7 protein-coding genes are annotated in these 13,413 nt (G+C 68.5%); 3 read left to right on the top strand and 4 right to left on the bottom strand.

Features of this window, described 5'->3' with window-relative positions; all coding sequences use genetic code 11:
- Positions 1-20 precede the first annotated feature (20 nt).
- Positions 21-767, top strand: coding sequence for an enoyl-CoA hydratase-related protein (locus tag OCUBac02_RS04325; protein ID WP_173043644.1), 747 nt, complete (start codon positions 21-23; stop codon positions 765-767).
- 16 nt (positions 768-783) lie between these two features.
- Here OCUBac02_RS04325 and OCUBac02_RS04320 read toward each other — a convergent pair whose 3' ends face one another.
- From OCUBac02_RS04320 to OCUBac02_RS04305, 4 genes are all read right to left on the bottom strand, one after another.
- Complete coding sequence (locus OCUBac02_RS04320) at positions 784-2,301, bottom strand: tripartite tricarboxylate transporter permease (protein ID WP_047581511.1); 1,518 nt, start codon at positions 2,299-2,301, stop codon at positions 784-786.
- 10 nt (positions 2,302-2,311) lie between these two features.
- The gene (locus tag OCUBac02_RS04315; protein WP_047581513.1) at positions 2,312-2,782 is read right to left on the bottom strand and encodes a tripartite tricarboxylate transporter TctB family protein; all 471 of its coding nucleotides are present in this window, start codon (positions 2,780-2,782) and stop codon (positions 2,312-2,314) included.
- Positions 2,783-2,884: 102 nt separating this feature from the next.
- A complete protein-coding gene (locus OCUBac02_RS04310; RefSeq protein ID WP_052232580.1) occupies positions 2,885-3,886 on the bottom strand; it encodes a tripartite tricarboxylate transporter substrate binding protein in 1,002 nt (333 codons plus the stop codon).
- Between the two features lie 130 nt (positions 3,887-4,016).
- Positions 4,017-5,438, bottom strand: coding sequence for a serine protease family protein (locus OCUBac02_RS04305; RefSeq protein WP_173043642.1), 1,422 nt, complete (start codon positions 5,436-5,438; stop codon positions 4,017-4,019).
- A 299-nt stretch (positions 5,439-5,737) separates the two neighbouring features.
- Here OCUBac02_RS04305 and OCUBac02_RS04300 point away from each other — a divergent pair, with 299 nt between their 5' ends.
- Positions 5,738-10,996, top strand: a complete 5,259-nt coding sequence (locus OCUBac02_RS04300) for an alpha-2-macroglobulin family protein (RefSeq protein WP_173043640.1) — start codon at positions 5,738-5,740, stop codon at positions 10,994-10,996.
- Positions 10,997-11,146: 150 nt separating this feature from the next.
- Complete coding sequence (gene pbpC / locus OCUBac02_RS04295) at positions 11,147-13,393, top strand: penicillin-binding protein 1C (RefSeq protein WP_465247776.1); 2,247 nt, start codon at positions 11,147-11,149, stop codon at positions 13,391-13,393.
- The last annotated feature ends 20 nt before the right edge of the window (positions 13,394-13,413 follow it).

Raw genomic sequence — 13,413 nt, 5'->3', positions numbered from 1 at the left:
GGCAATCAGGGAGCGGACCGATGAGCGAAGTGCTGAGCGAAACCGTCGCGGCCGGCGTGGTGCAGGTCACCATGAACCGGCCCGACCGCAAGAATGCGCTCGACCGCGCGAGCTATGCCGGGCTGATCGCCGCGATCGCAGCCGCCGAGGCCGATGCCTCCGTCCGCGCGATCCTGCTGACCGGCGCCGGCGGCACCTTCACCAGCGGCAACGACATCAAGGATTTCGCCATGGCCGCCGCGGCGGGCGAAGGCCCGCGCGTCGCCATCGATTTCCTGGAGGCGATCTCGACGGCGAAGAAGCCGATCGTCGCGGCGGTCGAGGGCTTCGCCGTCGGCATCGGCACGACGATGCTGCTGCACTGCGACCTCGCCTTCGCCGCCCGCTCGGCAACCTTCCGCCTGCCCTTCGCGACGCTGGGCCTCTGCCCCGAGGGCGGATCGAGCTATCTCTTGCCGCTGGTCGCCGGCTCGAAGAAAGCGGCCGAACTGCTGATGCTGGGCGAGGCCTTCGATTCCGAGACCGCAGCCGCAGCCGGCATCGTCAACGCCGTCACCGAGGACGGCACGGCACTGGAGGCCGGGCTCGCCAAGGCCAAGGCGCTGGCCGCGCTGCCGCCGGAATCGCTCGCCCTGACCAAGATGCTGCTGAAGCGCGGCGCGGCGCAGGCCGTGGCCGAGACCATCGCGACCGAAGCCCGCCATTTCGGCGAGCGCCTGAAATCGCCGGAAGCCATGGCCGCCTTCATGGCCTTCCTGAAGAAATAAGAAGCCGGCGCGCCCTTCAGGGCGGCGCCGTTTCTCCCGCCGGGACGGCGCTGCCGCGCCGCCCGAGGGGCAGCATCCGCCAGATCATGAAGCCCCAGATCACCAGCGTGCTGACCCCGAGTACGCCGGCGATCGGCCGCTCGAAGAAGACCAGGAACGATCCGTCCGACTTGATCATCGATGTCATGAAGTTCTGCTCGAGCATCTCGCCGAGGACGAGGCCGAGGATCAGCGGCGCCACCGGCACGCCATGCTCCTCCAGCAGCCAGCCGAAAATGCCCATCACCACCATGAGCACGACGCCGTAGAGCGAATTGGTCATGGCGAAGGAGCCGACCATGCAGAAGATCAGGATGACCGGCAGCAGGATGTTGCGCGGCACCCGCAGGATCTGCTTCGCCGACTTGATCGCCACCCAGCCGAGCGGGAACATCAGGATATTGGCGAGAATGAAGATGATGAAGACGGCATAGATCAGCTCCGGCGTCTGCAGGAACACGCTGGGGCCCGGGTTCATCCCCTTCATGTAGAGCACGCCGATGACGATGGCGGTGATCGAGTCGCCGGGGATCCCGAAGACGAGCGCCGGAATCCACGCCCCGCCGAGCGCGGAATTGTTGGCGGAGGTCGAATCGACGATGCCTTCGATATGGCCCGTCCCGTATTTCTCCGGCTCCTTCGACAGCTTCTTCGACAGGGCATAGGAGACCCAGGCCGCGATATCCGCCCCGGCGCCGGGCAGGGCGCCGATCACGGTGCCGAGGATCGAGCCACGGAAGAAGTTCTTCCAGTATTTCCGCCAGACCGCGCCGACACCGGCCAGCATGTTGCCGACCTGCTGCTGAACCATCGTCGCGCTGCCCTTCATCGAGACGGCGCCGCGCAGCAGCTCGGACACGGCGAACATGCCGATCAGCGTCGGGATGAAATTGATGCCGGAGAGCAGGTCGATATTGCCGAAGGTGAAGCGCGGCTGCCCGGCGGCGGGGTCGATGCCGATACAGCCGATCGCGAGCCCGACGAAAAGCGACAGGAGCCCCTTCACAGGATCGCCCGTGCCGATGAAGACCGCGCAGGTCAGGCCCAGGCATGCCAGCCAGAAATACTCGAAGGACGAGAAATTGATCGCCACCTCGGCGAGGATCGGCGCGAGCAGGATCAGGACGATCACGCCGAAGATGCCACCGAGCACCGAGAAGACCAGGTTCACACCCATGCACAGGTCGAGCTGGCCCTTCTTGGTCATCTCGTAGCTCTCGTCCGCATAGGCGGCCGAGGCCGGCGTCCCGGGCATGCGCAGCATCGCGGCGGGGATGTCGCCGGCGAAGATCGCCATCGCCGTGGCCGTCACGATCGCGCCGAGCGCGGGCACCGGCGCCATGAAGAAGGTGACGGGAACCAGCAGCGCCGTCGCCATCGTCGCGGTCAGGCCCGGCATGGCGCCGACGAACATCCCGAACATCGCGGAGGCGACGATGACGCCCAGGACCTGGATGTCGAAGACGAGGCCGAAAGCGGTCGAAATCGCGTGCATGACCGTCTCCTCAGAGCACGCTGTCGAGGATGCCGCGCGGCAGGGGCACGAGCATCATGCTGCTGAAGAACCAGTGGACGAGCGCGGTCATCGCCACCGCGACGACGACGGCCGTCACCGGGCGGACGCCGAACCAGAGGAACAGCACGATCTGGATCAGGAAGGCGCAGGGAATGAAGCCGAGCGCGTCGGAGGCGAGAAGATAGAACAGCATCGCCGCCAGCATCAGACCGAAGGAGGCGATGTTGCGCGGCTGCCGGACCCAGTCCGCCAGGACCAGCCACGGCACGGGCGTGGCCAGGCGCCGCTCGCGCAGGATCAGCAGCAGCGAGCACAGGATGATCCCCGTGCCGAGGATGCGCGGGAACAGGCTGGGACCGTAGTTTTGCCCCGGGAAGGCCGGGAATGAGAACGTCAGAGCGATCATGATCGCGGCCAGCACGATGAACGTGGCGCCGACGATAGTGTCGTTGAAGCGCATCGGATCGACCTTGTCGGGGCGGCCTTGCCGCCAGGCGGAACACGGACCTCACGGACGCGACGACGGGCGGAGCTGCCGCCCGTCGTGCATCGGCTGTCTGCCTCAGCCCGCCTTCTTGGCGAGGCCCGCGGCGGTCATGGCCGTGCCCATGGCCTTGTCGCCATCGGCCATGAACTTGGTGAAGCCGGCCTGGTCGGCGAAGGTCATTCCGAAGCCACGCGAATTCATGAAATCCTGGAATTCCTTGGAATCGTAGGCTTTCTTGAGCTCGGCGATGAGCGTCTTCTGCACGGCGTCCGGCAGCCCCTTTGGCCCGGCGATGCCGCGCCAGGCGCCGACCGAGTAGTTCACGCCCAATGTCTCGTTCAGCGTCGGCACATCCTTGAACTGCGGATTGCGGGCCTTCGCCATGATCGCCAGCGAGCGTGCCTTGCCGGCATCGAGCATGGCGCGGGCCTCCGGGACGGAGCAGGTGACGATGTCGATGCCACCGGCGGCGAGATCCTGCATCGCCGGCGCTGCACCGTTCGACGGAGCCCAGGCGACATGGTCCGGCTTCAGCCCCATCGACATCAGCCAGCCGATCAGCGCGAGATGCCAGATGCCGCCCTGGCCGGTGCCCGAGGCCTTGAACTTGCCGGGAGGAGCCGCCTTGATCGCCTCGGCCAGCGCCTTGATGTCCTTGTAAGGGCTCGACGCGCCGACCTGGACGCCCGGCGGATCCTCGTTCATCAGGGCGAGCGGAGTGTAGCTGGTCGGCGACAATTCCGTCAGCCCCTGATGATGCATCATGGTGATCTCGACCGTGATCATGCCGATCGTGTAGCCATCGGGCGCCGCGGTCGCGATCGCCGAATGGCCGACCACGCCCGATCCGCCGGTACGGTTCACCACGTTGACGGGCTGGCCAAGGCTCTTCTCCAGCATTGCCGCGACGATTCGCGCCGTCGCATCGGTGCCGCCGCCGGCGCCCCAGGGGCAGACCAGCGTGATGGGACGGGCCGGCCACTTGGCCTGGGCAATCGCCGGAGCGGCGATGAGGCCGGCGGCGCCCGCCGCGGCCGCGCCCTTGATCAGGCCGCGCCTGTCGATCGTATTGCTCATGATTTCAAGCTCCTCCGCTAAATCGATTTAGTGTGCGGGCGCTCCTCGTTCGCGACGGGGCTCCCTTGATCCGACGGGCGTCATCTGAGCCGATCGCGCGGCCAGTGACAACCTCTCATTTCGGTCGAGGCTACAGTCCGCAGGTGATGGGCTGGACCGCACCGGAAACACGCTCGACCACCGCGCCTGTGCTGAGCTCTGCCCCAGCGGCAGCAGCCGGCAGCGTGACGCCGGCTCGGCCCAGCAATGACTGGATTGAAGCGGCGTCGGCAAAGGCGTAGCTGCGTTGCGGCGCGATGCCGGCGATCAGGATCTTGTCGGAAGGATTGTCGGTGACGATGCCGACGAGCCGCCCCTGCCGGTCGAAAGCCGGCGCACCCGCCTGGCCCGGCTGGAGCGGCGCGTTGAGCGCCGGCTTGCCGCCGGCCTGCACGCCCTGGCCGGGCAGTGCGACGGCTGTCCGCTTGCCGGCATCGTTGCCGTAGGCGACCAGCACCAGAGCTTCGGATGCGCCCGTCGCCGCGCTGCGCAGGCCCGGCGGTTTCGCCGCGCCCGTCCCGTCCAGGTCGAGCAGCACGAGCCCGCTCGCGTCGTCCTTCAGGCGCAGCTTCGCGTTGCGGTTCCCGACACGCAAGCTGCGGCAGCCATCGACTGCCGCCGAAGCGCTCAGGGACACCCGCTCGGTCAGCGCCAGCGCCACGCCGTAACGTTCGTTGCTGCGTGCGGCCGGCGCCAGAAGCGACGACAGTCCCGGAGACGTGCCTGCGACCGCCGCAGGCTGGGCCGGAACCGCCCCGGTCGGGAAGGGCTCGAAGCTCGCCGCGATCGCGATGACCAGCTTGTCCACGGTCGACGCCAGCGCCTTGTCGTAGCCGATCGAGAACCCGCGCAAGCCCTGCGGTCCGGCCGACAGCCGGCGGTAGAACCGTCCGCCCGGCGTCTCGCCCGTGACGACGAAGAAATCCGGCCGCAGCAGCTTGTAGGTGATCTTGCGCGGACTGTGCGGGTTGACCGCGATCGCCTTCTCGAACAGTGCCGCCAGATCCTCGCCGGGCGGCGACGCGGAGGTATCGAGCGTCACCTTCTCGTCGGCGCTCTGCCAGCGGCTGCCGCCGGATGAGGTCACGTCGCGCTTTGGCAGGAATTTCATGGGAATGCCGATCTGCACCCCGGTCTTGTCGTCGGCGATGACCTTGAACCCGGCCGTATCGCGCGCCGCCTGCGCCACCCTCGCGAGGGCTGCCCGTTCCGCCGGCGCAAGCAGGCCGTCCGCCGTGCCGCCCCTGCCCTTGAAGGCATTGATGGCGCGGAAGGTGAGCGGGCCATAGCTGCCGGACACCGCGCCGTTGAACTGGCCGGCCCAGATCAGGTCGTTCTGGATCGCCTTGCGCTCGGCCTCGGGCAGAGCCTCGAAGCCGGCTTGCGCCGCGGCCATCTGCGGGTTGGGGCGCTGCGCCTGTGCGGACGCGAACGCCGGCGCCAGCAGCGCGAGCGTGAATGCAACGCTGCGGAGCCAGGTGATTCGCTGGATTGGGAGAGTGGCACGCGGCATGGGTCTCGTCCTCGAAGGCGGGCGAAGCGGCTGCATTGAGCGTCAGAACGCGCCGCGCCGCAACCGGCAGATGACATTCGCGCGCGGGTCATCCCGGGCGCAGCGGCGCGAAGAGCCGGGATGACCCGCGCGTGAGGATCGGGATGGGTAGATCGGCACGAAACCCGACACGACCTGCATTCACATGACTTGAACGCGCGCGGCGCGGTGGTAGCCTGACGGCTTCCGTCTCACGCCGTCATCGGCCTGAAGCCATGCCCGCTGATACCAGGCTGGCCGATCGACGAAGAGGATCGACGATGACCCTGCTTTCCCGTCTCGCGCTCGCCCTCTCGCTCACGCTGGCGGCAGCCCCCGCCTTCGCCCAGAAAGCCTATATCCGCAATGACCTGCTGGCCGACGGGCAGCGACTGGAAGAACGCCTGAAGCGCGAGGTCGCCGTCGGCAACCGCTCGGCGGCGGACGCTATCCGGGCCGGCGAGATCGCGCTCGGCCGCGGCGATGCCCGCTCCGCCCTGCCCCAGGCCAATGCTGCGATCGTCGCCGATTCCACTAACGCCGCCGGCTGGCGCCTGATGGCGCGTGCCGCCAACGCGATCGAGCCGCGCGATTATCGCGAGCGCTGGGAACTGCGCGAGCGCGCGGTCGCCGCCGCCTATCTCGCCTATCAGCGCTCGACCAGCCGCAATGACGAGGCGGCTTCGCTCGGCGTACTCGCCCGCACCTTCGAGAAGAACGAATTGTGGCGCCCGGCGCTGACCACCTATCGGCTCAGCCTCGACCTCGCCGCCAATGCAGCCCTGCAAAGCTCCTATGAGAGCCTGCGCGAGAAGCGCGGCTTCCGCCTGCTCTCCAACAAGACCGATTCCGACGCCGCCTCCCCGCGCGCCTGCTTCGAATTCTCGGAAGCCCTGGCCCGCGGACGGGTCGATTTCGCGCCTTATGTCGCGATCTCCGGAGGAAAGGGCGATTTCGCCGTCAGCGCCGAGGATCGCCAGATATGCGTCGACGGCCTCAAGCACGGCGAGCGCTATGCCATCGTCATCCGCCAGGGCGTGCCCTCGGCCATTCCCGACGAGACCCTGCTGAAATCGGCCGATTACGAGATCTATGTCCGCGACCGCACGCCTTCGGTGCGCTTCACCGGCAAGAACTACGTGCTGCCGCGCACCGGCCAGCAGGGCATCCCGGTCGTCTCGGTCAATTCCGGCAAGCTCGATCTAGAAGTCATGCGGATCGGCGATCGCAACCTGATCAACTCCGTCCATTCCGAGGATTTCCTCAGCCAGATCGGCTCCTATTCCGCCCGGCAGATCTCCAGCGACAAGGGCCAGACCGTCTGGACCGGCACGATGGACGTGAAGTCCGAGCTGAACCAGGACGTGATCACCGCCTTCCCGGTGACAGAAGCCGTCGGCAGCCTGAAGCCCGGCGTCTATGTGATGTTCGCCAAGCCCTCGGGCGGACCCGCCGCGGCCGCGCCCAGCGACGACGGCGATTCCTATGATGACGGTTCGACGCGGGCGACGCAGTGGTTCGTCGTCTCCGATCTCGGCCTGACTTCCTTCACCGGCCCGGACGGCGTGCATGTGCTCGCCCGCTCGCTGGCCGACGCCAGGCCCATCGCCAATGCGGAGCTCCGGCTGATCGCCCGCAACAACGAAGTGCTCGGCACGGCGAAGACTGATGCCAACGGCTATGCCCGTTTCGATGCCGGATTGGGCAAGGGCCAGGGCGGCAATGCGCCCGGCCTCGTCACCGCCTCGCTCGCCGAGGATTACGGTTTCCTCGACTTGAAGCAGACCGCCTTCGACCTTTCCGATCGCGGCGTGAAGGGCCGTGTCGCCCCCGCCGGGCTCGACGCCTATCTCTATACCGAGCGCGGCGTCTATCGCTCCGGCGAGACGGTCTATCTCACCACGCTCCTGCGCGACGCCAAGGGCGCGGCCGTCACCGGCCTGCCGCTGACCATCGTCGTCAAGCGCCCCGACGGCGTCGAGTACCGCCGCCGTCAGGTCGAGGATCAGGGCGCGGGCGGCCGCGCCCATTCGATCCAGCTCGTCTCGGGCTCGGCGACCGGCACCTGGCGCGTCCTCGCCTATTCCGATCCGAAGGGCCAGGCGATCGGCGAGACCTCCTTCCTCGTCGAGGACTATGTGCCCGAGCGGCTGGAGCTGACGCTGACGCCGAAGGCGCCGCTGCTGCAGGCCGGCGAGCCGGCCGAGCTCGACGTCGCCGCCCGCTATCTCTACGGCGCGCCGGGCTCCGAGCTCGATGTCACCGGCTCGATGACGATCCGCTCCGCCGAGGCCAGCGCCATCCCCGGTTTCAAGGACTATCAGGTCGGCCTCACCGACGAGGCTTTCGAGCCGGTCCAGAGCGAGTTCGAGGAGAGCACCACGACCGACGCCTCCGGCAAGGCGACGATCTCCAACCCCGTGCAACAGCCCGACACCAACCGCCCGCTCGAAGTCGAGATGACCGTGCGCGTCGGCGAGCCCGGCGGGCGCGCCATCGCGCGCTCCGTCACCCTGCCGATCGTGCCGAAGGGTGCCGCCATCGGCGTGAAGAAGCTTTTCAGGGACGGCGATCTCGGCAACGGGCAGACCGCCAATTTCGACGTCATCATGGCGACCGGCGACGGCAAGCGCCTTGCCCGGCCGGGCGTGAAATGGGTGTTGTCGAAGGTCCGCCGCAACTATCAGTGGTTCTTCCAGGACGGCCGCTGGAACTATGAGGGCGTCAAGACCACTCGCCGCGTCGCCGATGGCGAGGTCGCGGTGGCGGAAGCAACCGGCGCGAAGATCGCCGCAGCCGTCGAATGGGGCAATTACCGCCTCGACGTGACCTCCGACGGCAACGAGGCTGCGGAGACCTCCGTCTCCTTCAGCGTCGGCTATGAGAGCGACAAGACCGCCGATACGCCTGATGTGCTCGACGTCGCACTCGACAAGGCATCCTACGCCGATGGCGAGAGCCTGCAGGTCCGCCTCTCGCCGCGCTTCGCCGGCAAGGCGACGCTCGCCATCGTCACCGACAAGGTCGCGGATATCCGCACCGTCGACATCACCGAGGGCGGCACCTCGGCCAGCATTCCCGTGAAGGCCGAATGGGGCGCCAGCGCCTATCTCGTCGTGCTCGCGCACCGGCCCATGGATGCCGCCGCCAAGCGCCTGCCCGGCCGCGCCATCGGCCTGTCCTGGTTCCAGATCGGCAAGGAGACGCGCACGCTGGCGCTCGATCTCGGCGCGCCGAAGCTCGTTCGCCCGCTCACGACGCTGTCGCTGCCGGTCAAGGTCACCGGCATAAGGGCCGGCGAGGAGGCTTATGTCACGCTCGCTGCCGTCGATATCGGCATCCTCAATCTCACCCGCTACGAGAGCCCGGACCCGAGCCAATTCTTCTTCGGCCAGCGCCAGCTCGGCCATGACCTGCGCGATCTCTATGGGCTCCTGATCGACGGCATGCAGGGCACGCGCGGCGCGATCCGCACCGGCGGCGACGCGGCACCCCAGATGGATGGCGAGAAGCCGACGCAGGAGCCGCTTGCCCGCTATTCCGGCGTGGTCAAGGTCGGGCCGGACGGCACGGCGAAGATCGATTTCGACCTGCCGGCCTTCAACGGCTCGGTCCGCGTCATGGGCGTCGCCTGGTCGGCCGGCCGCACCGGCCAGGCCAGCGCCGACGTGATCGTCCGCGACCAGATCGTCGCGCAGGCGACGCTGCCGCGCTTCCTCGCCATTGGTGATCAGTCGCGCTTCCATCTCCAGGTCGACAATGTCGAGGGCCCCGCCGGCGCCTATACCGTCGATCTCGACGTGAAGGGCCCGGTTCTGGTCGCCGCCGACGCCACCCACCGCACCATGCAGATGGGTGCCGGCGCCAAGACGCAGATGACGATCCCCGTCACCGCCGCCGGCCTCGGCCGCGCCGAATTCGACGTGCGCGTCTCAGGCCCGAACGGGCTCAGTACGGTGCAGAACCTTGCCGTGCGCGTGCAGCCCTCGGCCGCCACGATCGCGCGCCGCATCGTCCGCGCCATTCCCGGCAATGGCGGCGCGATCACCGTCTCCTCCGACCTGCTGGCCGATCTCGTGCCGAATTCCGGCCAAGTCTCGGTGACGGTATCGCCCTTCGGCTCGCTCGACGTGCCCGCTTTGCTCAAGGCGCTCGACCGCTATCCCTATGGCTGCACCGAGCAGACCGTCTCCCGCGCACTGCCGCTGCTCGCGGTCAACCAGCTCGCCTCGCTGGAGCAACTCGCGCTCGACGACAAGGCCGACGAGCGGGTCGTCAACGCGATCGAGCGCGTGCTGGCGCGTCAGGGCGGCAACGGCTCCTTCGGGCTCTGGGGCGTCGGCGGCGACGATCTCTGGCTCGACGCCTTCGTCACAGACTTCCTGACACGGGCCCGCGAGAAGCAGTTCGCCGTGCCGCAGATCGCCTTCAACCTCGCACTGGACCGCCTGCGCAATCAGGTCGTCAACACCAGCGAGATCAACAAGGAAGAGGCCGCCGGCATCGCCTATGCGCTCTATGTGCTCGCCCGCAACGGCCGGCCGGTGATGGGCGATCTGCGCTATCTCGCCGACAACAAGCTCGGCGACTTCGCGACGCCGCTCGCCCGCGCCCAGATCGGCGCGGCGCTCTCGGCGCTGGGCGATCGCGGCCGCGGCCGCGCCGCCTTCGGCAGCGCGCTGGGCCTGCTCCAGCAGGCGAGCGATGACGGCCTGTCGCGGCCCGATTACGGCTCCCGCCTGCGCGACGGGGCCGGCGTGCTCGCCCTGATCGCCGAGGCCAATGGCGAGCGCGCCGATATCGGCCGCGCCGTCTCGATCCTCGACGCCACCCGCAGCAGCGCCCGCTACAACTACACCTCGACGCAGGAGCAGATGTGGATGGTGCTGGCGGCGCAGGCCATGGCCAAGGATGCCGAGGGCATGACGCTGACGGTGGACGGCGCCCCCCGGAAGGGCGCGCTCTACCGCACGCTCTCCGCCGAGGCGCTGGAGGCCAGGCCGCTGACCATCGCCAATCCGAATGCCGGCAATGCGCAAGCCGTCATCACCGTCGCGGGCATCCCCACCGCGCCGGAGCCTGCGCTCAATCAGGGCTTCGGGCTGGAGCGCGTCATCTACACGATGAAGGGGGAGAAGGCCGATCCGGCGCGCCTGCGCCAGAACGAGCGCTATGTCGTCGCGCTGACGGTGACGGAAGCGGCGCCGCGCTATGGCCGCCTGCTGCTGGTCGATCCGGTCCCGGCCGGGCTTGAGATCGAGAACGCCAACCTGACGGAAGGCGCCTCGGTCGCGGGGCTCGACTGGCTGAAGCAGGAGGTCTACCCGGTCCACACCGAGTCGCGCGACGACCGCTATGTCGCCGCGTTCGAGCGTTCGGGCTCGAAGAACGACAAGCTCTCCTACACCGTCGCCTATATCGCTCGCGCCGTCTCGCCCGGCCGCTATGTCTCCCCCGCCGCCGTGATCGAGGACATGTACCGGCCGGACCGCTTCGGTCGCACCGGCTTCGGCGCGGTGGAGATCACCTCGGCGCGGTAAGGCATTGCCGCCATGGCGCAGGATGAAAGATCAATCACAACGGAGCCCCCTCTCCCCTTGCGGGAGAGGGTTGGGGTGAGGGGTCGCGCTGCGCTTGATCGTTGGCGGTCCTTTAAGACGCAGGTTTCGATCATCGTCGCGCGACCCCTCATCCGTCTCGGCTTCGCCGAGCCACCTTCTCCCGCAAGGGGAGAAGGGAAGCGGCGGCCACGCTTTGGCAAACTAAGAATCGCTGCCGGCGTCCTTGGCCTCTCGTTTTTTGCAGCCGGTGCCGCCCTCATCCTTTACGCCCGCTCCCTCCCCCCGCTCGACCTCGCGGCCGCCTCCGACCGCTCGACCGTGGTGCTTGACCGCGAGGGCAAGCTGCTGCGCCCCTTCCTGACCAACGATGGACGCTGGAAGCTCCCCGTCACCAGCGAGGATGTCGATCCGCGCTATCTCGCCATGCTCAAGGCCTTCGAGGACAAGCGTTTCGACCAACATCACGGCATCGACCCGCTCGGCATGATGCGTGCAGCCGGCCAGATGCTCATGAACGGCCGCGTCGTCTCCGGCGGCTCGACCCTGACCATGCAGGTTGCGCGCCTGCTCGAACCGCGCGAGGAGCGCACGCTCGCAGCCAAGCTCCGGCAGGCTGTCCGCGCCGTCGAGCTGGAGCAACGCTTCGACAAGGCCGGCATTCTCGACCTCTACCTGACGCTCGCCCCCTTCGGCGGCAATCTCGAAGGCGTGCGCGCGGCCAGTCTCGCCTATTTCGGCAAGGAGCCGAAGCGGCTCTCGACCGCAGAGGCCGCGCTGCTCGTCGCCCTCCCGCAATCGCCCGAGACGCGCCGGCCGGACCGCTTCGCCGAAGCCGCCCGCAAGGCGCGCGAGCGCGTGCTCGAACGGGTCGAGCAGGCGGGCCTGGCCACATCAGACGAGGTCGCCGCCGCCCGCAACGAGCCGGTCCCGACCGCGCGCCGCCCCTTCCCGAACCTCAGCCCTCATATCGCCGAGCAGGCGGTGGCTGAAGCCCCGGCCGAGCGCATCCAGAAGCTCTCGCTCGACGCGCGCCTGCAGGCCGCGCTCGAAGGGCTCGCCCGCGAGCGCAGCCTCGGCCTTCCTCCCCAGGTCTCGATCGCGATCCTCGCCGTCGACAACGAGACCGGCGAGATCCGAGCCTCGGTCGGCGGCGTCGATTATTTCGCGGCGGAGAGGGCCGGAGCGCTCGACCTGACGCGGGCGCTGCGCTCGCCGGGCTCGGCGCTGAAGCCCTTCATCTACGCGCTCGCCTTCGATAACGGCATCGCCCATCCCGAGACGATGCTGGAGGACCGGCCGGCGCGCTACGGCATCTATATTCCCGAGAATTTCGACATGACGTTCCAGGGCATGGTCAGCGCCCGCAAGGCGCTCCAGCTTTCGCTCAACGTGCCCGCCGTCGAACTGCTCTCGGCGCTCGGCCCGCAGCGCTTCCTCTCGCGCCTGCGCGATGTCGGCGTCGCCATCGCCCTGCCCAGGGACAGCGGCGCGCCCGGCCTCGCCGTCGGGCTCGGTGGCCTCGGCATCACCTTGCAGGACCTGACGCGGGCCTATGTCGGGCTGGCGCGTGGCGGCGAAATGCTGCCGCTGCGCTTCCGGGCGGTGATGTTCCCTTCCCTCAGCCCTCATCCTGAGGAGCCGCGAAGCGGCGTCTCGAAGGATGCTCCAGCGCACTCTGGAACATCCTTCGAGACGCGCTCTGCGAGCGCTCCTCAGGATGAGGGCTCGCGTGAGGGAGGTCGCCTCGTAGATCCCGTCGCAGCCTGGTACGTCGCCGATACCTTGCTGGGCGCGCCGCCGCCGCTCAATGCCGTGCCCGGCCGCATCGCCTACAAGACAGGCACGTCCTACGGCTATCGCGACGCCTGGGCCGTCGGCTTCGACCGCAAGCATACGATCGGCGTTTGGGTCGGTCGCGCCGACAATGGCGCGGTGCCAGGCCTCGTCGGGCGCGCGGTCGCGGCGCCGATCCTGTTCGACGCCTTCGCCCGGCTCGGCATCGATCCGCGCCCCTTCCCGCAGCCGGCGGACGCGATCGTCGCCAGCACCGGCCATCTGCCGCCGCCGCTGCGCCATCTCCGGCAGGACGTGCCCAAGACCGTGACGGCGATGACGACGCCTGCCCTCAAGCTCGCCTTCCCGCCGGACGGCGCACGCATCGACCTCGCCGCCTCGGCGCTCGGTGGCGCCGGCCGGCTCAATCTCAAGGCGGCCGGCGGCTCGCCGCCCTATACCTGGCTGGTCGACGGCACGCCGGTGACCGAGCCGCAGCGCCGCCGCGAGACGCAATGGCAGCCGCCCGGCAAAGGCTTCATGCGGATATCCGTGATCGATGCGACCGGGGCGAGCGAGAGCGTTTCGGTCAGGCTGCAATAGCGCCCCACAGCGTCATCCCG

It is taken from the genome of Bosea sp. ANAM02, assembly GCF_011764485.1.
GTDB lineage: Bacteria > Pseudomonadota > Alphaproteobacteria > Rhizobiales > Beijerinckiaceae > Allobosea.
The sequence above is the reverse complement of the archived record's forward strand: the minus strand, read 5'-3'. Positions and strand labels throughout refer to the sequence as shown.

What these genes read in the sequence shown, in the direction of transcription:
- OCUBac02_RS04305 (WP_173043642.1), bottom strand. Translation starts at nt 5,438, where the DNA reads ATGCCGCGTGCCACTCTCCCAATCCAGCGAATCACCTGGCTCCGCAGC.
- OCUBac02_RS04300 (WP_173043640.1), top strand. Translation starts at nt 5,738, where the DNA reads ATGACCCTGCTTTCCCGTCTCGCGCTCGCCCTCTCGCTCACGCTGGCG.
- OCUBac02_RS04325 (WP_173043644.1), top strand. Translation starts at nt 21, where the DNA reads ATGAGCGAAGTGCTGAGCGAAACCGTCGCGGCCGGCGTGGTGCAGGTC.
- OCUBac02_RS04320 (WP_047581511.1), bottom strand. Translation starts at nt 2,301, where the DNA reads ATGCACGCGATTTCGACCGCTTTCGGCCTCGTCTTCGACATCCAGGTC.
- OCUBac02_RS04315 (WP_047581513.1), bottom strand. Translation starts at nt 2,782, where the DNA reads ATGCGCTTCAACGACACTATCGTCGGCGCCACGTTCATCGTGCTGGCC.
- OCUBac02_RS04310 (WP_052232580.1), bottom strand. Translation starts at nt 3,886, where the DNA reads ATGAGCAATACGATCGACAGGCGCGGCCTGATCAAGGGCGCGGCCGCG.